Source organism: Neorhizobium sp. P12A, assembly GCF_008365395.1.
Lineage (GTDB): Bacteria > Pseudomonadota > Alphaproteobacteria > Rhizobiales > Rhizobiaceae > Rhizobium.
Window position 1 is genome coordinate 22,234 of sequence record NZ_QOVX01000002.1, and the last position, 25,392, is coordinate 47,625.

Annotated in this window: 24 protein-coding genes; 10 read left to right on the forward strand and 14 right to left on the reverse strand. The window is 60.0% G+C overall.

Annotated features, from left to right (window positions below; all coding sequences use genetic code 11):
* Nucleotides 1-227: 227 nt before the first annotated feature.
* The 6 genes from DTW90_RS06095 to DTW90_RS06120 all read left to right on the forward strand — a co-directional run bounded on the left by DTW90_RS06095 (nt 228) and on the right by DTW90_RS06120 (nt 6,546).
* On the forward strand, nt 228-1,247 hold the full coding sequence (locus tag DTW90_RS06095) for a hypothetical protein (protein ID WP_149337104.1): 1,020 nt from the start codon (nt 228-230) through the stop codon (nt 1,245-1,247).
* Nucleotides 1,248-1,387: 140 nt separating this feature from the next.
* The gene (locus DTW90_RS06100; protein ID WP_132527165.1) at nt 1,388-2,713 is read left to right on the forward strand and encodes a hypothetical protein; all 1,326 of its coding nucleotides are present in this window, start codon (nt 1,388-1,390) and stop codon (nt 2,711-2,713) included.
* Nucleotides 2,643-3,650 carry an SGNH/GDSL hydrolase family protein gene (locus DTW90_RS06105; RefSeq protein ID WP_149337105.1) on the forward strand — a complete coding sequence of 336 codons (1,008 nt, stop codon included), beginning with the start codon at nt 2,643-2,645 and terminating at the stop codon, nt 3,648-3,650. Before DTW90_RS06100 ends, DTW90_RS06105 begins: the two co-directional genes overlap by 71 nt.
* Before the next feature lie 212 nt (nt 3,651-3,862).
* Nucleotides 3,863-4,873: a sterol desaturase family protein gene (locus DTW90_RS06110; protein ID WP_132527169.1), complete on the forward strand. Its 1,011-nt coding sequence runs from the start codon at nt 3,863-3,865 to the stop codon at nt 4,871-4,873.
* Between the two features lie 101 nt (nt 4,874-4,974).
* The gene (locus tag DTW90_RS06115) at nt 4,975-5,691 is read left to right on the forward strand and encodes a YoaK family protein (RefSeq protein ID WP_132527171.1); all 717 of its coding nucleotides are present in this window, start codon (nt 4,975-4,977) and stop codon (nt 5,689-5,691) included.
* 63 nt (nt 5,692-5,754) lie between these two features.
* Nucleotides 5,755-6,546 carry a YdcF family protein gene (locus DTW90_RS06120; protein ID WP_149337107.1) on the forward strand — a complete coding sequence of 264 codons (792 nt, stop codon included), beginning with the start codon at nt 5,755-5,757 and terminating at the stop codon, nt 6,544-6,546.
* 26 nt (nt 6,547-6,572) lie between these two features.
* On the opposite strand, the gene DTW90_RS06125 is transcribed toward DTW90_RS06120, so the two are convergent.
* Nucleotides 6,573-7,049 carry a hypothetical protein gene (locus DTW90_RS06125; RefSeq protein WP_149337108.1) on the reverse strand — a complete coding sequence of 159 codons (477 nt, stop codon included), beginning with the start codon at nt 7,047-7,049 and terminating at the stop codon, nt 6,573-6,575.
* A 142-nt stretch (nt 7,050-7,191) separates the two neighbouring features.
* Here DTW90_RS06125 and DTW90_RS06130 point away from each other — a divergent pair, with 142 nt between their 5' ends.
* Nucleotides 7,192-7,827 (forward strand): trimeric intracellular cation channel family protein, encoded by a 636-nt coding sequence (locus tag DTW90_RS06130; RefSeq protein WP_132527177.1) that lies wholly within the window; start codon nt 7,192-7,194, stop codon nt 7,825-7,827.
* Nucleotides 7,828-7,878: 51 nt separating this feature from the next.
* Here the strand turns inward: DTW90_RS06130 and irrA are convergent, their stop codons facing one another.
* On the reverse strand, nt 7,879-8,295 hold the full coding sequence (gene irrA, locus DTW90_RS06135) for an iron response transcriptional regulator IrrA (protein ID WP_132527179.1): 417 nt from the start codon (nt 8,293-8,295) through the stop codon (nt 7,879-7,881).
* A 300-nt stretch (nt 8,296-8,595) separates the two neighbouring features.
* On the opposite strand from irrA, the gene fabA reads away from it, so the two are divergent.
* From fabA to fabI, 3 genes are all read left to right on the forward strand, one after another.
* A complete protein-coding gene (gene fabA / locus DTW90_RS06140; protein WP_132527181.1) occupies nt 8,596-9,111 on the forward strand; it encodes a 3-hydroxyacyl-[acyl-carrier-protein] dehydratase FabA in 516 nt (171 codons plus the stop codon).
* Nucleotides 9,112-9,177: 66 nt separating this feature from the next.
* Nucleotides 9,178-10,410 carry a beta-ketoacyl-ACP synthase I gene (fabB, locus tag DTW90_RS06145; protein ID WP_149337110.1) on the forward strand — a complete coding sequence of 411 codons (1,233 nt, stop codon included), beginning with the start codon at nt 9,178-9,180 and terminating at the stop codon, nt 10,408-10,410.
* Nucleotides 10,411-10,414: 4 nt separating this feature from the next.
* Nucleotides 10,415-11,221 (forward strand): enoyl-ACP reductase FabI, encoded by an 807-nt coding sequence (gene fabI, locus DTW90_RS06150; RefSeq protein ID WP_132527185.1) that lies wholly within the window; start codon nt 10,415-10,417, stop codon nt 11,219-11,221.
* A 129-nt stretch (nt 11,222-11,350) separates the two neighbouring features.
* Here the strand turns inward: fabI and DTW90_RS06155 are convergent, their stop codons facing one another.
* The 12 genes from DTW90_RS06155 to rimP form a co-directional block, all read right to left on the reverse strand.
* Nucleotides 11,351-11,608, reverse strand: a complete 258-nt coding sequence (locus tag DTW90_RS06155) for a helix-turn-helix transcriptional regulator (protein WP_165927954.1) — start codon at nt 11,606-11,608, stop codon at nt 11,351-11,353.
* Between the two features lie 244 nt (nt 11,609-11,852).
* Nucleotides 11,853-12,923 (reverse strand): AraC family transcriptional regulator, encoded by a 1,071-nt coding sequence (locus DTW90_RS06160; protein WP_149337112.1) that lies wholly within the window; start codon nt 12,921-12,923, stop codon nt 11,853-11,855.
* 122 nt (nt 12,924-13,045) lie between these two features.
* The gene (locus tag DTW90_RS06165) at nt 13,046-14,062 is read right to left on the reverse strand and encodes a class I SAM-dependent methyltransferase (protein WP_149337114.1); all 1,017 of its coding nucleotides are present in this window, start codon (nt 14,060-14,062) and stop codon (nt 13,046-13,048) included.
* A 184-nt stretch (nt 14,063-14,246) separates the two neighbouring features.
* The gene (gene pnp / locus DTW90_RS06170) at nt 14,247-16,385 is read right to left on the reverse strand and encodes a polyribonucleotide nucleotidyltransferase (RefSeq protein ID WP_149337115.1); all 2,139 of its coding nucleotides are present in this window, start codon (nt 16,383-16,385) and stop codon (nt 14,247-14,249) included.
* A 326-nt stretch (nt 16,386-16,711) separates the two neighbouring features.
* A complete protein-coding gene (gene rpsO / locus DTW90_RS06175; RefSeq protein WP_132527195.1) occupies nt 16,712-16,981 on the reverse strand; it encodes a 30S ribosomal protein S15 in 270 nt (89 codons plus the stop codon).
* Nucleotides 16,982-17,129: 148 nt separating this feature from the next.
* Nucleotides 17,130-17,984 (reverse strand): alpha/beta hydrolase, encoded by an 855-nt coding sequence (locus DTW90_RS06180; RefSeq protein ID WP_149337117.1) that lies wholly within the window; start codon nt 17,982-17,984, stop codon nt 17,130-17,132.
* Nucleotides 17,985-18,119: 135 nt separating this feature from the next.
* Nucleotides 18,120-19,049, reverse strand: coding sequence for a tRNA pseudouridine(55) synthase TruB (gene truB / locus DTW90_RS06185; RefSeq protein ID WP_149337118.1), 930 nt, complete (start codon nt 19,047-19,049; stop codon nt 18,120-18,122).
* Between the two features lie 13 nt (nt 19,050-19,062).
* On the reverse strand, nt 19,063-19,473 hold the full coding sequence (gene rbfA / locus DTW90_RS06190) for a 30S ribosome-binding factor RbfA (RefSeq protein ID WP_132527201.1): 411 nt from the start codon (nt 19,471-19,473) through the stop codon (nt 19,063-19,065).
* A gap of 109 nt (nt 19,474-19,582) precedes the next feature.
* Complete coding sequence (gene infB, locus DTW90_RS06195; RefSeq protein WP_149337120.1) at nt 19,583-22,306, reverse strand: translation initiation factor IF-2; 2,724 nt, start codon at nt 22,304-22,306, stop codon at nt 19,583-19,585.
* Nucleotides 22,307-22,403: 97 nt separating this feature from the next.
* The gene (locus tag DTW90_RS06200) at nt 22,404-23,093 is read right to left on the reverse strand and encodes an RNA-binding protein (RefSeq protein ID WP_246664903.1); all 690 of its coding nucleotides are present in this window, start codon (nt 23,091-23,093) and stop codon (nt 22,404-22,406) included.
* Nucleotides 23,093-24,703, reverse strand: coding sequence for a transcription termination factor NusA (gene nusA / locus DTW90_RS06205; protein WP_149337124.1), 1,611 nt, complete (start codon nt 24,701-24,703; stop codon nt 23,093-23,095). The genes DTW90_RS06200 and nusA overlap by 1 nt, the downstream gene beginning before the upstream one ends.
* Nucleotides 24,704-24,763: 60 nt before the next feature.
* Nucleotides 24,764-25,375: a ribosome maturation factor RimP gene (rimP, locus tag DTW90_RS06210; protein ID WP_149337126.1), complete on the reverse strand. Its 612-nt coding sequence runs from the start codon at nt 25,373-25,375 to the stop codon at nt 24,764-24,766.
* Between the last annotated feature and the right edge of the window lie 17 nt (nt 25,376-25,392).

Here is a 25,392-nt window from a genome sequence, read left to right on the forward strand (position 1 = left end):
ACCTGTCAGCCACAAGCAAATGCGATCCTGCGTTGCTGCATTCCTACGTTCCGATAACCTTTAACCTTCCGGAAATCGGACGTCGGGTTGTTTATTTCAGCGGCGTTGGTACAGGCTTTTTCGGCGCCGGCCGCTGAAATCTAATATCGATCCAGCGCTATCATCGCACTCGACTTTTGCGCGATTTTCTTAGAGCATAACCGTCATGGTCTGGGGAGTGTGGGGACGTGTCAAAGCGTAACGGGGTCGCGTTTGCAGTGATTTTATCGATGATGGCAGGTAGCGCAATGACGCAAGAGGCCGGCTCATCCTTTTTGGTTTCCCCTGTTTGGCCAAACGCCCTTCGGCTCCAAGGGATGATCGATGCGCGATCTGCATTATCGTTCCGTCGCGTGCTGGCGGCAAATCCCCAAGCAAAGGTCTTAGTTTTGGATAGTCCCGGTGGCGATGTTCAAAACGGTCTGCTTATAGCAGACGATATCTATACGCGTGGAATGAGTACGGTTGTCCCAAAAGGCTCGGTCTGCGCTTCAGCATGCGCCTATATGTTTTTCGCGGGAAGGAACCGCGTTGTTCAGGGCGAACTGGGTGTTCACCAAATTAGCGGGAGCGCGAGCCTTGAAAACGCGCAACTCAATATTTCCGATATCCTGGATACGCTCAACAAATATGGCGTCGATCAACGCATATTTCCCATCATGTTTCGAACGTCAGCTGATGACATCCATTTCTTTTCTTCGGATGAAATCAAGCAATATGGAATAGAGCGGTTAGGGCCGGACATGCCCGTAACGGTGACAGCGCTCACACCCTCGTCAAGCACCCCGATAATTCAGTCGGCTCCTCCGTCGGTAAATGCCCTACAGCAAGAAAAGTCGGTGGCGACCAGTTTTGTAGCAGGATTAGTCAATGCTGGCAGCTTGGCACCCGAACAGGCAATAGCGTTTGCGTCGTCCGCCTATGCCGACGAAGTCGAATTCTATGGAAAACAGGAGACGCTTGCGAAGATTCTGCTCGACAAGCGCAAATTCTTCGATCGTTGGCCTATAAGAAACTATCAAATCCGACCAGGCACCGTTGTGGTCTCTTGTTCCGACACTCTCTGCCGCGTCGATGGAGAATTTGATTGGCAAGTGCTGAGCCCTCAGCGTGCCAAGAGTCTCAGCGGAACTGCATCGTTCTTTTACTCATTGAATATGAACGGCCAGATCAAGGTCATTGCGGAAGGTGGGAAAGCGAGGAGATGAAAGACGGCGGGACGTTGCATTTGCAGGCGCTGGCGACTTTCCCCGAGGTTATCTGAATCCCTGCATCCCTACGCCTATTAGCGTAATTGAATTCCTCCCGCCCGCGATGAACACTGTCCCCGAACATTGGGGACTTCGAGTTGGCGTGGTTTTTTTTCGCCCTGACGACAGCGTTCAGTATCGTCCTTGTCGTGTACAATCTGCTTGTGCGCGGGCGTTACTTCCATTTTTCCTTCCTGGCGGCGGCGATATTTGTCGTTTTTGTCACCCCGCAAATGCCAGGCATCATCAACAGCCGGTTTATTGGTGAGGACGCGGTCGTAAAAACGCTGTTCTTCTCAATTCTCTGTCTGGCGATGTGCGTCATCGGCTGGGGCTGGGGGATGCGTGGCCAGAGCATACGCGACCTCAGGTTCAGCGAAAGCCGATTGCTGGCTGGCGCTGCGGTCTTGTCGCTCTCCGGCGCCTATTTCTTCTACCAGTTCGATCATCTGCCTGACGAGGAGCGCCTGAGGGGGATCCTGACGGGTGCTGCCGTCTCCTATCTTTTCTTTGCCAAGCTGCTGGCCTACGGATTTGCCATTGCGGTCCTCTGTTATGCGCGTAGGCCATCCTATCTGGCGCTTTCGATCATACTGTTCGACACGATGTTTTATTTGGAACGCATCGTGATCGCCGGACGACGGGGAGATGCGGCTGAATTCTGCCTGATCATCGGGCTTGCTTACTGGTTCCAGCGGCGTTGGGCCGTTCCGCGATATGCCGTTGTCGCCAGCCTCATGTTCGCCGTCATCGCGATGATCGGGGCCGGGCAATACCGGGACGCGACATTCAACAACGGAACGACCAACTGGTCGGCTGTTCTCGATATCGACCTCAAGGAAAACTGGAATCAACTGATAGCCCAAGGCGGCGCGGAAATGACGAACGCGGTCACGGCTATCAACAATATCGATGAGCACAAGGGTTTCGACTATGGGATCGAGCACTGGAACTCGATCGTCTTTGCCTTTGTTCCGGCCCAGCTCGTGGGCACCCCGTTCAAGAAATCTCTTGCCATTCCCGTCCCATCGGTATTCCAGCTCGGATACGAAACCTCGGTCGGATCGACATCGACAGGCATGACGGATGCCTTTGCATCCTTCTGGTATTTTGGCTGCGTCAAGTTCCTGATCATCGCCTGGATCATGGGCTGGATTTACGCCGCAGCCATGCGGGGCAACACGGCAATGCAGCTCGTCTACATGATGTCGGTGGTCCCTTCGATGCTGACCATCACCCATTTCACCAACGAGATCGTCATCGCCTGGATCCATCTCGCAGCGTTCATGTTCCCCGCGCTTTATTTCGCCCGGGTGCCTTCTCCACCCGACCCCGCCAACAGCCGAGTTCCTTATGATGATGAAACGCAAGACATTTTGGATCGTCCTGGCATTGATCGTGATCACGGTCTCGCTGGAGGTTAGTCTCCGCATTGTCGGTGTGGCAACCCCGCCGCTTTTTCAGGCCGATCCCGAGATCGGTTACATGATGGTACCGGAACAGAATATCGATCGCTTCGGGCGCCGTATCTATATCAACCGTTTCCATCAGCGCTCAGAGGAGCTTGCGGAAAAGCCGGCTCCCGGAACGGAGCGAGTCATGTTTCTGGGTGATTCCGTCACCTTCGGCATCGCCAATGTCGATCAGTCCCAGACCTACCCGGAAATCGTTGGCGCGACGCTTCGCAAATCCGGAAAAAGCATCGAAGTTGCCAATGCTTCGGCCGTTTCCTGGGGCATCGGCAACGAGCGCGCCTATATCGCCCGGTTCGGAACCTTCGGCAGCAAGTTCATCGTGCTCGAGATCGGATCAAGCGACCTGCTGCAGCCGTCCAGCACCGGGGCGACCATCGACGTCAACCCCGCTCAACCCTCGAAGCCGCCCGTAAGCGCGATCGGAGAGGTGTTCACACGGTTCCTCATTCCGCGTGTGAAAGACGCGCTGGGCTTTCCGGATCCCTTCGACAACGAACCGGTCTCGACCGAAGCTCGGGAGAAGCAGTTCAACGTCGACATGGATCATTTCAGGGGGCTCGTTGCTCTCGTGCGGGAGCAGGGCACGCAGCCGGTCGTGATGCTTGTGCCTGGCGAGGGAGAGCTGCTTCCCGAGGCGCAGCGGTTTACCCGCTATGAACCCTACCGCGCCCGCTTTCTCCAGATTGTGCAAAGCCTGTCTCTGCCGATCATAAACCTTGCCCCCGAATGGGAGGCCAAGCCCGATATGCACGCCTATTTCAACGACGGCACGCATCTGACGGTACTAGGAAACCAGGTCGTCGCCGCCCGCATCGTCGAGGAACTCTCCAAGCTCGATAAGCCCGAACAACCCAAGAATCCATTGAGCGCGCAAAACCAACAGTAAGGGTGGGCGCCCACGAGGCTGACGCCAGTACGTCGGCCATTGCGTCGCATGGGCTGGCGCGATGCCGGCGCCAACAAATCATATTGGCCATCCCGGGGATCGCGGCTATTGACGCGAAATCATCCTGTCGGCAATCTCCACCGCGCTATTCAACTTTAAAAGTCTTGTACGGGTGCCTCTCCCAAGCATCCCTCATTCCCATAAGGTGACGTATGACGAACTCTAGCGGTTCGCGTTTTTACGCTTTTCTATCATGGCTGATCTGGCCTGGAATTTTTTGCGGCGGTCTCGTGGGTGCCTATTTCGCATTCCAGTCTCCCTCTCGGCTCTTCTGGTTCAACGTGGTCTATGTCTGCGTCGTTGCCACCATCGCACTCTTCGAACGCCTGATGCCCTATGAGAAGACCTGGCTGAAGAGAGACGGCGAAACCTTCAACGATATTGCCCATTCGCTCGTGAGCAAGGGCGGTGTCCAGATCGCCGCGGCGATCGGCACATCGTTTCCGATGGTTGTCGCGATCATTGCGCAGCCGGCCCTCGTCTCGCCATCCCACGTCTGGCCGGATCATTGGCCGCTTGCCCTCCAGGTCGTGCTGGGGCTGATCATTGCCGAACTCGGCCTTTACGCGGCCCACAGGCTTGCCCACGAGAACCTGTCGCTCTGGCGCTTCCATGCCCTGCATCACAGCGTCGAGCGTCTCTGGGTGATCAATACCGGCCGTTTTCACTTCATGGATTCGCTGATCAAGATCGCCTTCAGCCAGATCCCGCTCTATCTGCTCGGTGCGCCCTTGCCTGTTTTCCTCTGGATCGGCGCGGTGACCGCCTTTATCGGCCTGCTCACCCATTGCAATATCGAGGTGCGGACAGGACCGCTGGACTGGATCTTCAGCACGCCCCGGCTGCATCGCTGGCATCATTCCCGCCTGCTGTCCGAGGGCAACACCAATTATGGCGAGAACCTCGTTCTCTGGGATCAGCTTCTGGGAACCTATTATAATCCGCCCCGTCCTTCCTCGATCGATATCGGCATTACCGGTCGCGTGGCAAAGGGGTTCCTGGCACAGGTCGTGCAGCCTTTTTCGAAAAAGGGATACAAGCAGATCATCGGACGCAAGCCGAAGCAGTTGGATCAGCCGGCAGGCCACACAGCCATGAAGCTGCCTGAAGCGGATGTGTTGCCTAGGCTGGTGGCGTCTTCGGTGCGTGTCCAGCAGGATTGATCCGGATGCGGCATGACGCCCTTGCCGCATTTTCGCTCTAGCCGTCGGCGTCCCCGGGCGGCTAGCATCGGTTTATCCCAAAACGCTCGCGATTGAAGCCAATGAAACGTCGCCGCAAAATCGTCAGGACCCGACGGACCGTCACGGGGCTGCTGCTCGTCGCCTCGATTTCGTTCATCGCCGGCATGACCGATGCCGTGGGCCTGATGCTGACCGGCAATTTCGTGTCCTTCATGACGGGCAATACCACACGCGCGGCAATCGCGATCGGCGAGGCCGATTTCGGTCACGCCGCGACGTTGCTAACGGCGATCTTTCTTTTCGTGGCAGGCAATGCGCTCGGCATCATCGTCGCCCACAAGACGGAGCGCCGCGCCTTTGCGGTCCTGTGCAGCGTCGGCATCCTGATCGGCATCGCGTCGATGCTGCCGGTGCCCGGCTTGCTCTTCCTGCAATTCTATCTCGTGGCGCTCGCCATGGGCATGATCAACGCGGCCGTCGAACATATAGAGGGCCTGCCGATCGGGCTTACCTATGTGACCGGGGCGCTGTCGCGCTTCGGCCGAGGCATCGGGCGTTTCCTGATGGGGGACCGGGATTTTGCCTGGCGGATCCAGATCGTGCCCTGGCTTGGCATGATATTGGGCGCAAGCCTCGGCGCGCTGCTCGTCGGCGCCGTGGGCACCCGGGCGCTCTGGGTCGTCTCCCTGCTGTGCCTGTGCGCCGCCCTTGCAACGATATTTATTCCAAGGCCGCTGCGCCGCCGGTTCAACCAGAACCTCGCTTTGGCGCGGGCCGCCTCGCGGCAACAGGATTAGCCGTCCTTCGCATCGCACAAAAATCTGCTAGGAGGGATGTGACGCGACCGGAGGATTATATCGGTGTTTATACTCTCGAAGCTTGTCTGGATTTTCGGCCAACCTCTTTCCCTAGCCTTTTTCTTCTGTGTCCTTGGTTTTGTCACCGGCCTGCTCCGCTGGAGAGGGGCGAGCCTCGTTTCCGTCTTCGTGTCGATCGCGATCCTGTTCGTCGCGCTTTTCACGTCCACGGGCGCCTTGATGGTGCAGAACCTCGAGGATCGCTTTCCCGGCCCTCAAGGCGATCCGGCCGATCTGAAATGCATGATCGTTCTGGGCGGCGGCTTCGACAGCGACGTCGACACCTATCGCGGCGGTTATAGCCTGAACGGCGCGGGAGACCGTTTTGTCGAGGCGATGCGCTTGGCGGAAAAATACCCACAGGCTCGTATTCTGGTGTCGGGAGGCGATGGCTCCATCACCCAGGAATATCTCGGCGATGCGATTGTCTCGGAGCGGATGTTCTCAGCCTTCGGCATTCCCAGGGATCGCCTGGTAGAAGAGAAGGATTCGCGCACGACTTTCGAAAACGCGATCAACACCAAGCAGCTGCTCGATCGCAACGGCATGTCGAACTGCCTGCTGATCACCTCGGGCTTTCATATGCCGCGCTCCATCGGCATCTTCCGCAAGCTTGGCATCGAGGTCGTGCCATGGGTTGTCGACTACAACACGACCGGCAAGGAGTATCTTCGCCTCGATTTCACCCAGCCCTCGCTGAACGTCCAGCTTCTCTCCACGGCCGTAAGGGAGTGGATCGGCATGGTGGCCTACTATGCCATCGGGCGTACCTCGGCGCTCTATCCCGGACCCTGAGGGCTCACCCCGAGATAGGGCGGGCGCTATTTCGTCGAGATCGTCACGAATTGCGTCCCCCGCACGCGCACGGTCATCAGGCAGGGATCGCCCTCGGTACGATTGCAGTATTTTGGGTGCATCTTCATGACCAACACCATGTTGCCGAAGCGCTGGATGAAGTCGTAGCCGTAGATCCGTGCCGTTGCGATGAGCAGGTAGCCCCCGTCCTCGACGCGGATATAGAAATTGTAGGTGCATCCCTCGTCGGTGCAGTCGGGCCCTTTTTCGCCCTTGCAGGTGATCTCGCCTTCGTTGATGACGACGTCCATCAGCTTGTCGTTGTTGATGTCCTGGTCGGTGGAGAAGTGATCGCCGAAGCTTGCCTGGCCTTCGCAGCGCTTGGTGAAATGCTCCTTCTCGAAGGCAACGGGGTCTTGCACGAGCGATTGCTGCGCCACGGCCACGACGGGCATGATGACCAGGGCGAGTACATTCAGAATGATAACGATGAGCAGTCTCACGGGGGCACCTCTTCCATCGGCAGACCGCTCCGCAAATCGGTAGGCGATCGGTGCTCATCATAGTGCCTGCCTGCTTGCGCGGCCCTTGCCGACGTGATCCATTCCGGCAAATATCCTCGCCGACCTGTCCCCGGAGTGCTTCATGTCGCTTCTTGCTTTTCTTGACTACGCCGGCGTTGCCGTTTTCGCCGCGACCGGCGCCCTGTCGGCGTCGCGCAAGGAACTCGACCTCATCGGCTTTCTCTTCCTCGCTGCCGTGACCGGTATCGGTGGCGGCACGCTGCGCGATCTGGTGTTGGGTCGCGTACCGGTCTTCTGGGTTCTTAATCCGACCTATATCCTCGTTTGCGTGGTCGCAGGCGTGATCGTGTTTTTCACGGCGCATCTGTTTGAATCACGCTACCGCCTGCTGATCTGGCTCGATGCGATCGGGCTCTCGGCCTATTGCGTGATGGGCGCTGCAAAGGGCCTTGCGGCCACAGGCTCGCCGACGATCGCCATCGTGACGGGCGCGCTGACGGCGACCTTCGGCGGCATATTGCGCGATCTGCTTGCGAATGAACCCTCGGTCCTGCTGCGCCCCGAGATCTACGTAACGGCGGCCCTTGTCGGCGCCTGCGTTTTCGTTGCGGCAAACGCGACGTTCCTGCCGCTTTATGGCAGCTCTGCGCTGGGCGTTGCCGCTGCCTTTGCCGTTCGCGGCGGCGCGCTCTGGTTCGGCTGGACTTTCCCCAGCTACAAGGCGCGGCCTGGCCGGCATCCGGACGACGTCATGTAACGCCTGGGGATATCAAGCAGGGCAGGCTATCTCAATATGGGAAAGCGGGGCTCAGCGCTTGCGGCGCAGGCGAATGACAACATCGACATGGGCGATTTCCATGCCCGTTGGCGGCTCTGGCAGATTGTCGATGGTCAGGTTGTTGAGGGGGATATCCAGCACCTCGTTGTGGCCTTCCACGAAGAAGTGATGATGATCCGAGACGTTGGTATCGAAGTAGGTCTTGGCACTTTCGACGGCGAGAACCCGGATAAGGCCCGCCTCGGTGAACTGGTGCAGCGTATTATAGACGGTGGCGAGTGAAACAGGCACGCCGGCGGCAACAGCCTCCTCGTGCAATTCCTCGACGGTCAGATGCCGGTCACCCTTCGCAAAGAGCAGATCGCCGAGCGCGACACGCTGTCGGGTCGGCCTCAGGCCGGCGCTACGCAGCCTGGTCTCTATCGCGATATTGGCTTCAGCCGCCATTCGGAAGCTCCGGATTTCTGACTTCGATACAATTATTCATTTAGCCATATAACTTTTACGCCAACGGCTTTCAATAGCGGCAGTGAGGACAGGGCGCGGTAAAGTACCGCAAAATCGGGGTTTTGGCGCTTTTACTACTGGCAGCGGCCTTGGCCTTACTGTATGCGACCACCACATATTGGTGATGCGTGTCCAGTCGGTCGGTCAAATGGAGTAGCCTGTGCTTAGACTTCATTTTCTGTCGATCTTGCACTAAAGCTTCACTTGTCCATCGGCGTTCAGCGGGGGAAATGGAATTTTATGACGACAAAACCATCGAGCTTCAACTACGAGGAAATCCTGAGCTGCGGTCGCGGCGAGTTGTTTGGTCCGGGAAATGCCCAGTTGCCGCTCCCGCCGATGCTGATGTTCAATCGCATCACGCAGGTTTCTGAAGATGGTGGGCCGCATGGCAAGGGCTTTATCCGCGCCGAATTCGATATCACGCCCGATCTGTGGTTCTTCCCTTGCCATTTCCTCGGCGATCCCGTCATGCCCGGCTGCCTCGGCCTCGACGCCATGTGGCAGTTGACCGGCTTCTTCCTCGGTTGGCTTGGCGAACCCGGCAAGGGCCGCGCTATCTCGACCGGCGAGGTGAAATTCACCGGCATGGTCACGCCGAAGACGAAGCTTGTCGAATACGGCATCGACTTCAAGCGCGTGATGCGCGGCCGTCTCGTTCTCGGCATTGCCGATGGCTGGATGAAGGCCGATGGTGAGGAAATCTACAAGGCGAGCGACCTTCGCGTCGGTCTTTTCCAGGAAAAGGCAGCCTGATCGCTGCCGGACGACCGGATCGTCCGGCGCTTTAAAAGACGATAACCAAGGAAAAGGTTAAACAAAATGAGACGGGTAGTTGTCACAGGTCTGGGCGTTGTCTCCTCGATCGGGAACGATGCCGCCGAAGTCACCGCCTCGCTGCGCGAAGCCAAGTCCGGCATTTCTTTTTCCTCCGACTTTGCGGAACACGGGTTCAAGTGCCAGGTCTGGGGCAGTCCCAAGCTTGGTTCTGCGGAGCTGGCCGAGCTGGTTGACCGGCGCGCCATGCGCTTCCTGTCACAGGGCGGCGCCTGGAACCACGTCGCCATGAAGCAGGCGCTCGCCGATTCCGGTCTTGAGGAAAAGGACTACAGCGCAAACGAGCGCACCGGCATCATTATGGGCTCCGGCGGTCCCTCGACCCGTACCCTGATCGAGGCGGCCGAGATTACCATCAAGAACAGCAGCCCGAAGCGTATCGGCCCCTTCGCCGTGCCGAAGGCCATGTCGTCGACGGCGTCGGCGACGCTTGCCACCTGGTTTAAGATCCACGGCGTGAACTATTCGATCTCGTCTGCCTGCTCGACCTCGGCGCACTGCATCGGCAATGCTGCTGAAATGATCCAGTGGGGCAAGCAGGACATCATGTTCGCTGGCGGCCACGAGGATCTCGACTGGACCATGTCGAACCTCTTCGACGCCATGGGCGCCATGTCCTCCAAGTACAATTCGACGCCGGATACCGCGTCGCGTGCCTATGACGTGGACCGCGATGGTTTCGTGATCGCAGGCGGCGCTGGCGTTCTCGTTCTGGAAGAACTGGAGCATGCCAAGGCACGCGGCGCCAAGATCTATGCCGAAATCGTCGGTTATGGCGCAACGTCCGACGGTTACGACATGGTCGCTCCCTCGGGCGAGGGCGCCATTCGTTGCATGCGCCAGGCGCTTGCAACTGTTAAGACCGATATCGACTACATCAATACGCACGGAACCTCGACGCCCGTTGGCGACAGCAAGGAGATCGGTGCCATCAGAGAAATCTTCGCAGACAAGATCCCGCATATTCAGTCGACCAAGTCGCTGACGGGCCATTCGCTGGGGGCAGCGGGTGTTCAGGAATCGATCTACTCGATCTTGATGATGCAGGAGCGCTTCATTGGCGAAAGCGCTCATATCGTCAATCTCGATCCAGAGTTCGAAGGCGTTCCGATCGTGCGCAAGCGCATCGACAACGCAAAGATGGACACCGTTCTTTCCAACTCCTTCGGCTTCGGCGGCACCAACGCCACGCTCGTTTTCCAGCGCTATAACGGATAAACCAATGACGGGAATAATGCAGGGTAAGCGCGGCCTCATCATGGGCGTCGCAAACAATCATTCCATAGCCTGGGGCATTTCAAAGGCGCTCGCAGCTGAGGGCGCGGAACTCGCTTTCACCTATCAGGGCGAAGCACTCGGCAAGCGGGTGAAGCCGCTCGCAGCCGAAGTCGGTTCGGATTTTCTTCTTCCTTGCGATGTCGAGGACATCGCATCCGTCGATACCGTCATCGAGGAATTGCGGACGCGCTGGGGCAAGATCGATTTCATGGTCCACGCGATCGGCTTTTCCGACAAGAACGAGCTGAAGGGCCTCTACGCCAACACGACGCGCGAGAATTTCACGCGTACCATGGTCATTTCCTGCTTCTCCTTTACCGAGATCGCCAAGCGGGCGGCCAGCCTCATGGAAGACGGCGGCAGCATGCTGACGCTGACCTACAATGGCTCGTCGCGCGTCATCCCGAACTACAACGTGATGGGTGTCGCCAAGGCGGCGCTGGAAGCGTCCGTACGCTATCTGGCGGCCGATTACGGTCCGCGCGGCATTCGCGTCAATGCGATCTCCGCAGGCCCGATCCGCACGCTCGCAGGCGCCGGCATTTCCGATGCACGCGCGATCCTGTCGTGGAACCAGCGCAATGCACCGCTGCGCAAGACGGTCACCATCGACCATGTCGGCAGCTCGGCGCTTTACCTGCTTTCGGACTTTTCGGCTGGTGTGACCGGTGAAATCCACCATGTCGATGCAGGCTATAACATCACCTCCATGCCGACGCTCGAAGCGTTGACAAAGGCGGATGTAGAGTAAGGCCCCTGGCCTAAAAAACAAAAAGGCCTAAAATACAACTGACGCGGATCGACCTCATTCAATCCGCGTCAGTCTCCCCGAGAACCGGAATGGTCCGCCGCTGGAGCAGGCCGTCATGGCCTTACCAGCTTAATCCGGCTTTGCGTTCTCGTAGTCCAGGTGGCCTTTCAGCATCGCAAGGCTGATGGCATGTAGTCTGCTATGTGCGCCCAGTTTTTCCCCCGCAGCCGAAAGCACGCTTTCAACCTCGGACTCGCGCAAATCCAGCGCCAGGCCGATCTCGGCAAGCGTTTGCCCTTCCGCAATCATGAGCAGACACGTTTTTTCGCAGGGTGAGAGATACGGCGCGGACACGGCCGATCCACCCACCTCGATTATCACCGACATGGACGTTTCTTTGTATGAGAGGATCAATGGGGGAACTGGCTGGAGTGGACTAGGCCCACATCCCTCGTGTGTCGCCGAAAAGGCGTTTGGCATTCCCTATTTCGTGAGGCGCCAAATATATTAGTCTTCGCCGATTGTCTTTAACGGCAGGCGCCAAAATCTTAACCTTTGGCGCGAAAAGCGCAAATTTAAGTATGAATAACGAGCAGGAATTGCAAAAATCTCAACAATTTTGCGACCCTTGTCAAGGCCGCTGCCGCAAGAGTTCGTCCTTAGGCTCAACTTCCGTCGCCTCATTGGTGCCGTTTCGAAGATTCTTGGGCGATACGCCGAACCAACGATGCACGGAGCGGGTAAAGGCACTCGGCGCCGAATATCCGAGGCGATAGCAGATGGCCGAGATCGAAAGGTCGCTTTGCGTCAGCAATGTCAGGCTGAGGTGCCGCCGTTCTTCGTCGCGGACGTCGTTCAGCGTCATGCCGACATCCGCGAGCCGCCGTTGAAACGTCCGCTCCGATAATCCGAAATAGGTCGCGATCACGCTCAGCGCCAGCACCGGCTCGCCGATCCGTTTGCGGATATATCGACGAACCTGCTCGAGGAACTCCTCGTCCATCGCCTCATCAGAGGCGAGGGTGCGGCACTGCATATCCATCAGCTTGAACAGGTTCTCGTCGCCATTGGCATTCGCTTTGTCGAGGATGCGATTGGGAAAGCGTATGCTGTTGAGGCGCATGTTGAAACTGACGTGCCGCGAGAGCCGCTCGCGGAAAATGGCCGGATTTTTCGGCCTAGGACGTTCGAGGCCGATCGTGACGGCGTCCGCATCGTCGCCGAGCATGCGCCTGAAATGGCGCATGTGCAGAGCGATCATCATGTCCACATACTGGTCGCGCTTGACGATCAGCGGTGAAAAGCTCCAGGAGACCACCGCCTCCGTATCGTTGAATTCCAGCCTGCAATAGCTCGTCTGCGAGACGTAGGGCATGTGATCGCTGAAGAACTGGACCAGATGACGAACCGTCGGCGCAGCCATGACGCCATATCCGTAAGCGCCGCTGGAGCCGAGGACGAAAACCGGAGCGCTTTTCAGCCCGAAGGCCTCGTCATTGGTCAGCAGCGTGCAGGCTTCCAGAAGGCGGCAGAGCCGATCGAGGCTGAGACGGGCCGTCAGGCTCTGCAGGTCGACGGGATCGATATCCAGAGCCTTGCAGATGGGCTCTATATCGATTCCATAGGACAAGGCATGCCGCGCGATGGCCGAACCAACGCCGGCGACCGCCGTAAGCTCATCACTCACCGTTTGATTAGACATTTAATCTCTGGCGCCAAGTGTAAAGCATTCGTCGCCGGAAGATAAATGTAGTTCCTTCCTCTTGTCGAGCGGATTTTCTCTGAGGATAGCCGCTGAGGAGAGGCTTCTGCCGTGCCGGGCGTCTACTTGCGCGCCCAGAGCACCTTGTAACGGGCGTTCCGGCAGGTCTCGCCGCTCTCCTTGAAATGCGCCGAAAGCACCGGCTCATAGGGCAGGCCGCGATTGGCGACGAGCATGAGGCGGCCGCCGCCACGCAGGGCCGACGCTGCCGTCTTGATCATCGCCTGACCAAGCGAGGGTTCCGCCGCGTGGCCCTCGTGGAAGGGCGGATTCATGATGATGAGATCGTACTTGTCCCTGACCGGCTCAGCCGCCAGATCGTGCCAGAAGAAGCGCGCGGCGATATCGGGGCAGTTCTCCGCCATGTTCGCCTTGGCGGCTTCCAGGGCTGCGTGGCTGGCCTCATAAAGGTCGAGCCGACCGAGGCGCGGCGAGCGTGTTGCGAGCTCAATGGAGAGATAACCCCAGGCCGCGCCGAAGTCGGCAGCGTCGCCGGTAAAATCCGTCGGCAGGCGCGATGCCAGCAGTTCGGAGCCGGCATCGACGCGGTCGTGCGAAAACATTCCGGCCGATGCCGTAAACCGATCCTCGACGCGGACCGCTGGCTTTCGGAGCCCGGAGAGCAGGGCGGTAACATCGGCTGGGCGGCTGAACCAGAAGGCGACGCCGTGATATTTCGGCATGTGCTCGATATCGGCGCCCAGGCCTTCCACGCGCTTGCGCAGCGGCTGTATGCCGTCTTCCTTGCCGCCTGCGACGACGATCAGTCCGCCGGCCTTAACGCGAGCGACCGCCTCGGCGATATGCCCCTCGTTCTCACCCTTGTGCTTGGTGCAGAGCACCAATGCACCGTCGAAATCTTCGCCTTCGATCTCGGGCGTCGCGTTGACGCGCTGTGCTTGCAGCTGGCGATAGAGCGGCCGGAAATCCTGGACCGCCGAAAGGCTTGCTGTAAAGCCGTTGGGCAGGGCAAAGCCCGCCTCGGCACCGAGAAAGAGGATGCGCTCGCCCTCGCCGGGCGTGGCGACCGTGCCGGATGCGAAGGGATGGAGGAGGGTTTTCAATGCGTCGCGGCTCATGGGCGGATTCCCTAAGGCAATTCCAGCAAAAGTGTAGCACGGTTTTGCGTCCGGAATTGCGTCAAATCAAGGAGATAGAGCGCTTCCGCGATTCGAGGAAAAGCGGAGATGCCCTAGCGGAAAGCGGATAGAAAAAGGGCGCGGAAAATCATTCCGCGCCCTGTGGATGCGATGAAGGCGCGGCTTATTCGGCCGCTTCGTCCTTCTTCTTGTCGGCCGGGATTTCCTGGCCGGTGGCCTGGTCGACGACCTTCATGGAAAGACGGACCTTGCCGCGCTCGTCGAAGCCGAGCAGCTTGACCCAGACCTTCTGGCCTTCCTTGACGACGTCCTGGGTCTTCGCAACACGCTCGGAGGCGAGCTGCGAGATATGGACGAGGCCGTCGCGGGCGCCGAAGAAGTTGACGAAGGCGCCGAAGTCGGCAGTCTTGACGACAGTACCTTCGTAGATCTGACCGATTTCCGGTTCTGCAACGATCGAGTGGATCCACTTGCGGGCCGCTTCGATTTCCTTGCCGGAAGAAGAAGCGATCTTGACCGTGCCGTCATCCTCGATGTTGATCTTCGCGCCGGTCTTTTCGACGATTTCGCGGATGACCTTGCCGCCGGAGCCGATGACCTCACGGATCTTGTCGACCGGGATGTTCATGACTTCGATGCGCGGAGCGAATTCGCCGAGCTGGCCACGGCTTTCAGTGATCGCCTTGGACATTTCGCCGAGGATGTGGGCACGACCGCCCTTGGCCTGGCCGAGAGCGACCTTCATGATCTCTTCGGTGATACCGGCAATCTTGATGTCCATCTGCAGCGAGGTGATGCCGTCGGCGGTGCCGGCGACCTTGAAGTCCATGTCGCCGAGGTGGTCTTCGTCACCAAGAATGTCGGAGAGAACCGCGAAGCGCTCGCCTTCCAGGATCAGACCCATGGCGATACCGGCAACCGGCTTGGCCAGCGGAACGCCGGCGTCCATCAGGGCCAGCGAGGTGCCGCAAACGGTTGCCATCGAGGACGAGCCGTTCGACTCGGTGATTTCGGAGACGACGCGCAGCGTGTAGGGGAACTGCTCAGGCGTCGGCAGCATCGGACGGATCGCGCGCCATGCGAGCTTGCCGTGACCGATTTCGCGGCGGCCCGGGGAGCCCATGCGGCCGGTTTCGCCAACGGAGTAGGGCGGGAAGTTGTAGTGGAGCAGGAAGCGCTCCTTGTACATGCCGGTCAGGCTGTCGACGAACTGCTCGTCTTCGCCGGTGCCGAGCGTGGCAACAACGATCGCCTGCGTTTCACCGCGGGTGAACAGTGCGGAACCATGGGTGCGCGGCAGGAGGCCGACTTCCGAGACGATCGGACGAACGGTTTCGAGATCGCGACCGTCGATACGGCTCTTGGTGTCGAGGATGTTCCAGCGAACGATCTTCGCCTGCAGGTGCTTGAAGATCGCGCCGACTTCTTCGGCCGTGTACTTGGCTTCGCCTTCTACCGGCAGGAAGTGGGCCTTCACCTTTGCCTTGACGGCGTCGACGGCGGCGTACCGGTCGGCCTTCTGCGTGATCTTGTAGGCTTCGCGCAGTTCGGCTTCGGCAATGCCGAGCATCTCGGTCTCAAGCGCGGAAAAGTCTTCCGGTTGGAAGTCGCGCGGCTCCTTGGCAGCCACTTCGGCGAGCTTGATGATCGCGTCGAGAACCGGCTGGAAGCCCTTGTGGCCGAACATGACGGCGCCGAGCATGACGTCTTCCGGCAGTTCCTTGGCTTCGGATTCAACCATCAGAACGGCATCGTGCGTGCCGGCAACGACGAGGTCGAGAACCGACTCGTCCATCTCGTCGAGATGCGGGTTGAGGACGTATTCGCCGTTGATGTAGCCGACGCGTGCGCCGCCGACCGGGCCCATGAAGGGAACGCCTGAAAGTGTCAGGGCAGCCGAGGTCGCAACCATGGACAGGATGTCGGGGTTGTTTTCCAGATCGTGCTGGATGACGGTTACAACGACCTGCGTGTCGTTCTTGTAGCCTTCAGGGAAGAGCGGGCGGATCGGACGGTCGATCAGACGCGAAACCAGCGTTTCGTTCTCGCTCGGGCGGCCTTCGCGCTTGAAATAGCCTCCGGGGATCTTGCCGGCTGCGTAGGTCTTTTCCTGGTAGTTTACGGTGAGGGGGAAGAAGTCCTGGCCCGGCTTCGGCGCCTTGGCCGAAACGACGGTCGCGAGTACCACGGTCTCGCCGTAGGTTGCCATGACGGCGCCGTCGGCCTGGCGGGCGATCTTGCCGGTTTCCAGCTTGAGCGGGCGGCCTGCCCACTCGATTTCCACGGTATGAACGTCAAACATATGTCTTGTCCTTCAATGCGGGATGACGCGTCCTCGCCCTTCAAGGGGAAACGCGACGTCGACCGCAATCAATGTGACGCATCATGGGCAAGACAACGGGAGGCTTTGCAACGTTGACCAAGGCTTGAAACCCTGGCCGAAAGCATCCGGCAATCCTGCCCCATGACAGGTCAACGGTTGGTTCTGGCGGGACCGGCCCATCCGGTCTGCCAATTTTGCCTCATGGCGCACCGAGAAGAGGCGCGCAGCAGAGACATCTTAATAGGGTTTTCAAACCCTGGATAGACGACCGGCGGGCGTTCGCAGGAACGCCCGCCGGAAAACTATTAGCGGCGGATATTCAAGCTGTTGATCAGCTTGGTATAACGGCCTTCGTCCTTCTTCTTGAGGTAGTCAAGAAGCGAGCGGCGGCTGGAAACGAGCGTCAGGAGGCCACGGCGGGAGTGGTTATCCTTCTTGTGGTCCTTGAAGTGCTCGGTCAGGTTATTGATGCGCTCGGTGAGGATCGCAACCTGAACTTCCGGAGAACCGGTGTCGCCTTCGGCAGTTGCGTATTCCTTGATCAGCGCAGACTTGCGCTCGGCAGTGATCGACATCGGACAATCCTTTCATAAGAGGAGATAAGTCGCCAGAAGCCGGGATGTCGTCCAGCCTTGGCCGCGAATGCACAGGGCTATGCCAAATGCTGGGCTGCCTATAAACTATTAAGCTCGTAATGGGAAGGGGCAGCCCGAAGCAGCGGATTCACTGCTTTCCCGACATGGCGTTCCGGATCATGGCGTCATAGCCTTCCGGATCCTGAAGCATGGCAAAGTGGCTCGCGTCCTTGAGGACGACCAGCTTGGCACCCGGTATCTCCTTCGCCATCATTTCTGTGTGGTCGAGCTTGACGGCTTCGTCGTGATCGCCGATGGCGAGCGTCACCGGAACGGTGATCTTTGAGAGATCGGACGCCGTCCATGCCGGCTGGCTCGCCCACATGGCCGAGATCTGGTTGACGAAGGCATCATACTCGGTCGGCGTCGGCGAGAGCTTCTTATACTGCTCGCCGGCGACATTGATGTAGTTGCTGAACGTCGCGTTGTTCATCACGTCCGATTTGACGCCATCCGTCGTCACGTTGGCTGCCTGCGCAACCACCTGCTTCAGCTTTTCCGGATGGGTCATCGCCATATCGATACCGATGATGCCGCCATCGGACCAGCCGACCAGGGTCACCTTGTCGAGCTTGAGATAATCCAGCAGGGCGACGTAATCGGACGTCATGAGATCGTAGCCGAAGGGTTGCTCGCTGCGGGTCGAGCGTCCATGGCCGCGGCTGTCTGCGACAATGACCAGATGATCCCTGGCGAAATCCTTGATCTGGTTGCCCCAGACATCGGCATTGCCGAGGCCTCCATGGATGAAGAGGATCGGATCACCCTGCCCATACTCGGCATAGTACATCTTGATGTCGTTCACCGGCGCCATGCCGCTGGCATTGGGTGTCGGCATGGAGGGAAAGGCCGGAAGCTCGGCCCAGCGCTCGGCAGACCGGGCGGCTGATATCGTTGCCATCAGTGAAAACAAAGCGATCGTCGCAAGCATAATCCGGCGCATCATTTACCTCCTGTCGGACCGTGTGATCTGCAGAGAATATGGCGCCATCGATGATTGACAATCACCCGAGCGTTCCGGCCGCGACGCAAGGCGGGCAGCCGGTTGATATCCGCTCGGGCCCTAAGTCTTGCCGGCTTAGGCGAAGACGCGCTTCGGCCGGAACTCGCCTTCGCCGATCTCGCCGATGGCGATCAGCTTGCCGCGTGCGGTCGCATAGGCCTCGCTCTCGGCAACCGGAGCGTCACGGCCACGCACGAGGATCGGATTGCCCATCTTCAGCCGGTGTGCCTGGTCGTCGGTGACGACAAGATGCGGCAGCGACGACAGCGCCTCGCTGGTGTCGATCAGGAAAACATCGAGGGCGGCAAGCCGCTCATCCGCGTCCTCGATCGCCTCAAGCTCCACGAGCTTTGCGAGCGGCACCATGCTCTCCTCGGCAAAGGGCGCAACGAAGGTGCGCCGCAGGGAGGCGATGTGGCCGAAGCAGCCGAGGTCGCGTCCGAGATCGCGAGCGATCGAGCGGACATAGGTGCCCTTGCCGCACTCGATTTCGAAATGGGCGAGATTGGACGTCGCGCCGAGCATGGTCAGGCGGAAGACTTCTACTTCGCGAGAGGGGATCTCGACGGTCTCACCCTCGCGCGCCAGATCGTAGGCGCGCTCGCCGGCGATCTTGATCGCCGAAAACTGCGGCGGCACCTGCTCGATGACGCCGGTATATTTCGGCAGCAGCGCGCGGATATCTTCTTCGCTCGGCCGCTTGTCCGAGGACTGCGTCACATCGCCTTCGAGATCGTCCGTCGCGCGCTCCTCGCCCCAGGCGACGGAGAATTCATAGATCTTGCGGCCGTCCATGACGTAAGGAACGGTTTTGGTCGCGTCGCCGAGAGCGATCGGCAGCATGCCGGATGCCAGCGGATCAAGCGTGCCCGCATGGCCGCATTTCTGCGCCTTGAACAGCCACTTGATCTTGGAAACGGCTTCGGTCGAGCCGAAATCCACCGGCTTGTCGAGAATAAGCCAGCCGGAAACCGGCCGGCCCTTGGGTTTGCGTGGTTTGGACATCAAGTCTCTTCTATTATTGGTCTTCGTCGCTGCCGTCGTCGAGGTCGCGCTGAACCTCGGGCGAACGCAGCAGTGCATCGATCTTCTTGTAATTGTCGAAGCTCGTGTCGTCGCGGAAGCGCACTTCCGGCATGTATTTCATCTGCCGAAGCTGCGGACCGAGACGGCCGCGGATGAATTTCGCGTTGCGGTTCAGCGCATCGATGACGACGCTGTGGTCGGAAACGCCGAGCGGCGTCACATAGGCCGTCGCGATCTTCAGGTCGGGCGACATGCGCACCTCCGAGATCGAAATGACGGTTGCCTCGATAACGTCGTCGCGCACCTCGCCCCTCTGCAGAACCTGCGTGATGGCGGCTCGAACCTGTTCGCCAACACGCAGCATGCGCTGCGACGGCGCTGAGGATGTCGGTCTTGTGGCCATTTCTTACACTCCAAAAGGCCTTACAGCCAAAAAGGCCCCTACAGCCAAAAAGGATTAGGCGCCGGACTGGTTGATCCGGCGCCCGTCCAGAATTTCAATCTCGATCCGCTCAGAGCGTGCGCGTGATGTGTTCCACGCGGAAGCACTCGATCGTATCGCCGGCGCGGATGTCTTCGTAGTTTTCGAAGGCCATACCGCATTCCTGACCGACCGGCACTTCCGAGACTTCGTCCTTGAAGCGCTTGAGCGTCTTGAGCTTGCCTTCGTGGATGACGACGTTGTCGCGGATGAGGCGGACACCTGCGCCACGCTCGACCTTGCCTTCGGTGACGCGGCAACCTGCGACCTTGCCGACCTTCGTGATGTTGAACACCTCGAGGATCTCGGCATTGCCGAGGAAGGTTTCGCGCCGTTCCGGAGAGAGCAGGCCCGACATTGCCGCCTTCACGTCATCCACGAGGTCGTAGATGATGTTGTAGTAGCGGATCTCGATGCCTTCGCGCTCTGCGAAGGTGCGCGTCTGCGCATTCGCACGGACGTTGAAGCCGATGATGGCAGCGTTCGACGCTTCGGCGAGCGAGATATCCGATTCCGTGATACCGCCGGCGCCCGAATGCACGATGCGTGCCCGGACTTCGTCGGTTCCCAGCTTTTCGAGTGCGCCGGCAATGGCTTCGATCGAGCCCTGCACGTCGCCCTTGATGACCAGCGGGAATTCCTTGACGCCCGAGGTCTGCAGCTGCGTCATCATCTGTTCCAGTGAACCGCGCTGGCCGGACTGGCGGGCAGCGGCCTTGTCGCGGGCGAGACGCTGGCGATATTCCGAGATCTCGCGTGCGCGGCTTTCGTTCTCGACCACGGCAAACTTGTCGCCTGCAGCCGGAGTGCCCGAAAGTCCGAGAACCTCAACGGGGGTCGCCGGGCTGGCTTCCTTGACGTGGTCACCCTTGTCGTTGATCAGCGCGCGTACACGGCCCCACTGGTCGCCGACAACGATGATCTGGCCGGGACGCAGCGTACCCTTCTGCACGAGCACAGTCGCAACGGCGCCGCGGCCGCGGTCGAGCTGGGCTTCGATGACGGTACCTTCCGCCGTGCGGTTCGGATTTGCCTTGAGATCAAGGATTTCCGCCTGCAGCAGGATGGCTTCGAGCAGCTTGTCGAGGCCGAGGCCGGTCTTTGCCGATACTTCGACGTCGAGGACTTCACCGCCCATGGATTCCACGAAGACTTCGTGTTGCAGAAGCTGCGTGCGCACCTTCTGCGGATCGGCCTCGTGCTTGTCGACCTTGTTGATCGCGACGATGATCGGAACACCGGCCGCCTTGGCGTGGTTGATCGATTCGATCGTCTGCGGCATCACGCTGTCGTCGGCCGCGACCACGAGAACGGCGATATCGGTCGCCTGCGCACCGCGGGCACGCATTGCCGTGAAGGCAGCGTGTCCCGGCGTGTCGATGAAGGTGATCTTCTGACCGTTCTGCTCGACCTGGTAGGCGCCGATATGCTGCGTGATGCCACCGGCTTCGCCGGAGACCACGTTGGCATGGCGGATGGCGTCGAGCAGCGAGGTCTTGCCGTGGTCGACGTGACCCATGATCGTGACGACTGGCGGACGCGATACCTGATCGCCGCCCTCGTCAGCCACGTTGAAGATACCGAGTTCGACGTCGGATTCCGAAACGCGCTTGACCGTATGGCCGAATTCGCTGGCGATGAGTTCTGCGAGGTCGGCGTCGATGACGTCGCCCGGCTTCATCATCTGGCCTTCCTTCATCAGGTACTTGATAACGTCGACCGCGCGTTCGGACATGCGCTGCGACAGTTCCTGAATGGTGATGGTTTCCGGCAGGATAACCTCGCGGACGACCTTTTCGCGCGTTTCCTGCATCTGGCTGCGGCGGAACTTCTCCTGCCGGCGACGCATGGCCGACAGCGAGCGACCGCGTGCATTGTCCTCACCATCGACATTGGCCGTCGTCACGGTCAGCTTGCCGCGACGGCGCTCGTCTTCGGTCTTCGGACGTGCCGGGGCCTTGGCCGGTTCGGGACGCACGATCTTGCCGCGTGCCGGAGCGCCGCGTGCCGGGCCGCGATCATCCTCTTCCTCGTTGCGGCGACCGCGAACGGCCGGGGCTTCGGTCGCAGGCGTGGTACGCGTAGGCTGAGCTGCCCCTTCCTGTCGGCGCACGACCGGAACCGGGCGCGGCGCTTCGGGTGCCTTGGCCTCAACAGGAGCCGGTGCCGGCTCGGCTTTGGCTTCGACGACCGGCTCGGGAACGCGAGCAGCCTCTTCCGCGGCGCGACGTGCAGCCTCGGCGGCCTCTTCGGCACGGCGCTGTTCTTCCTCTACCTTGCGGCGGGCTTCTTCTTCGGCGCGGCGAACTGCATCGGCAGCGTCACGAGCCTGGGCTTCGGCGAGCGCACGACGGCGCGCGTCCATTTCTCCGGCGGAGAGATGGTTGAGCACCACGGGACGCGACTGCCGGTCCTGGTTGGGCCGCTGCGGCTGGCCACCCTGGTTCTGTTGCTGCGGGCGATGCTGCTGCTGGCCACCGGGCTGGTGGATGCGCGGAGCCGGCTGCGGCGGGCGCGGCGGCTGCGGGGTGGGTTCAGCAATGCGCGTCACGGAAGCTGGCGCTGCCGCCGTCACAACTGGCTTTTCATCTTCAGGACGTAGGGGGCGGCGTTTACGTGTTTCGACCACGACCGCCTTGGTGCGACCGCGACCCATATCCTGGCGCACGGTGCCCTGGTTCACGCCTGACGGTTTCAGGGTGAGGGTCTTCTTACCCGCTACGCTCAGTGTCTTGTCGTCATTGTTGTCGGTCATTCCGTTCCCTTCGGACGAGGGCCGGATGACGTCCATCAGACCCTGTCGTTCAATACATGTACCTTAATGAGGCGTCCGGCATGGGCCGGTGACCGCGTCATTGTTTTCGCCGGCCGGCGCCGCCCGTTGCCCGGGACTGACCGCCGTTGCGGTACCGTTCGAGCAGGTTTGCGCGCTTCACTACACCCTCACCCGCCTGCCCTGCAAGCGCTGCGGCATGGATAAAAGTGTTCTGGCCCATCAGTGCCTCCATTTCCGCCTCCGAGAAGAGACGGAAAGAAGGTATTTCGCTCTCGGTCTCCATTCCGAGATGCCAGGCCTTGCGGGCCTGGTCGATTTTTCTAACGCCGTCGTCCGCCGCGTCAGTTGCGTGGAAGACAGCAAGCGCTGCTCCGCTCCTGATCGCGGCATCGACTTTCGACGAGCCCGTGACGAACTGGCCCGCCTTGCGCGCCATGTTCATCATGCCCGTCAAATCCGCCGAAAGCAGACGGTCGACTCGGGCGCCCAGATCGTCGGGCGCCGTCACCTCCGCTTTCAGGGCGCGGGAGAAAAGCCTCTTTGCCACTGCCTTGTCGACGGTTGCGCGTTCGGGCTTCACCCAGCAACCGCGACCCGGCAGCTGCCGCTTCAGATCGGGAACGACTGTCCCGTCGGGAGCGGCGACAAAGCGGATCAGCTCATTCGGCGATCCGCTTTCCCTTGTCACAATGCACATGCGGCCGTTCGTACCGTCGCCAGTGGGACCATCGTCTTCGGTCCCGGCGTCCGGCTTGAGTTCGGCCATCATGCTTCCTGCTCGGCCTCAGCCTCGGCAGGCTCTTCGCCTTCAGCCTCGGCAGCGAGATCGTCTTCGGTGATCCAGCCGGCCGCAAGGCGCGCCTGCACGATCATCTGCTCGGCCTCGACGCGCGAAATCTCGAGCTTGGAGAACAGGCCTTCGAATTTCTTCGTCTCGCCGTTCTTGCGTTCCGACCAGCCGACGAGATCGTCGGCTGCGCAGCCGGCGAAGTCTTCGATCGTCTTGATGCCGTCTTCGCCGAGCGCGACCATCATCTGCGAGGTCATGCCGTTGATCTGGCGCAACTCGTCGGAAACGCCGAGCGCCTTGCGCTTTTCGTCCATTTCGGCTTCGAGCTTTTCAAGGAATTCGCGGGCGCGGGTCTGGATTTCCTGCGCGGTGTCTTCGTCGAAGCCGTCGATCGAGGAAATTTCGTCGAGATCGACATAGGCCAGTTCCTCGACGGCTGCGAAGCCTTCGGAAGCCAGAACCTGGCCGACCATTTCGTCGACGTCGAGCGCGTCCATGAACAGGTTGGTGCGCTCGTTGAATTCCTTCTGGCGGCGTTCCGATTCCTCGGCTTCCGTCATGATGTCGATATCCCAGCCGGTCAGCTGCGATGCGAGGCGGACGTTCTGACCGCGGCGGCCGATGGCGAGCGAAAGCTGCTCGTCCGGAACCACGACTTCGATACGTTCGGCATCCTCATCGAGAACGACCTTGGCGACTTCGGCCGGCTGCAGGGCGTTGACGACGAAGGTCGCCGGATCCTGGCTCCACGGAATGATGTCGATCTTCTCGCCCTGAAGCTCGCCGACGACGGCCTGGACTCGCGAACCGCGCATACCGACGCAGGCGCCGACCGGATCGATCGACGAGTCGTTCGAGATGACGGCGATCTTGGCGCGCGAACCCGGGTCACGGGCAACCGACTTCACCTGGATGATGCCGTCATAGATTTCGGGCACTTCCATGGTGAAGAGCTTCACCATGAACTGCGGATGCGTGCGCGACAGGAAGATCTGCGGGCCGCGCTGCTCGCGGCGGACGTCGTAGACGAAGGCGCGGACGCGGTCGCCATAGCGGAAGTTTTCGCGCGGGATCATTTCGTCGCGGCGGATGATGCCTTCGCCACGGCCGAGATCGACAATGACGTTGCCGTATTCGACACGCTTGACGGTGCCGTTGACGATTTCGCCGACGCGATCCTTGAATTCGTCGAACTGGCGGTCGCGTTCGGCTTCACGCACCTTCTGGACTATGACCTGCTTGGCAGACTGGGCGGCAATGCGGCCGAAATCCATCGGGGGCAGCGGATCGGCGATGAAATCGCCAAGGGCTGCGTCCGGGTTGCGATCGCGGGCAAGCTCCAGCGGAATCTGCGTGGAATAGTCCTCGGCCTTCTCGACGACTTCGAGCAGGCGCTGCAGGCGGATTTCGCCGGTCTTCGGGTTGATGTCGGCGCGGATATTGGACTCCGTGCCGTAGCGGGAGCGCGCGGCCTTCTGGATCGCATCCGCCATTGCGGCAAGCACGATCTCGCGGTCGATGACCTTTTCGCGCGCCACTGCATCTGCGATCTGCAGAAGTTCAAGCCGGTTCGCACTGACTGCCATTGTCTTTAGTCTCCGTCTTCCTGCCCGTGTTCCCGTTTCGTCGGGCGGTTCGTTGATCGGTTATTCTTCGTCTTCTTCGACTTCGTCGTTCTGGTTCGCTGCCTCGGCTTTCGCCAGCTTGTCGGCGCGCAGCGCATCACGAATAAGGTCGTCCGTCAGGATAAGCTTGGCATCGGCCAGCGTGCTGAACGGAATGGTCACCCTCGGCTCTTCGCCATAGGCGACCTGATCGCGCTCGATCGTAAAACCATCTTCGGTCACGTCGGTGATCTTGCCGCGGAAGCGCTTGCGATTGTCCACCAGGATCGAGGTCTCGCACTTGATCAGGTGGCTCTGCCAGCGCATAAAGTCCGACTTGCGCACCATCGGACGATCGATGCCGGGCGACGACACTTCCAGATGATACGCCTTATCGATGGGATCTTCCACATCGAGGACAGGAGAAACCGCCGTGGAGACCGCTTCACAGTCCTGGACGTTCATGCTGCCATCGGCGCGCTCCGCCATGATCTGCAGCGTTGCGCCGTTCTGGTTCAAGAGCCGGACGCGGACGAGGCGGTAGTCCATGCCGAGCAGGACCGGCTCGATGATGGCGGCAAGACGCTGGTCAAGGCCGGTCTCGGTGATCAGCCGCGGTTCGTTGATATCGTTTGCGTTTGTCAAATCCGACAAGCGGTGCGCTCCTCGCA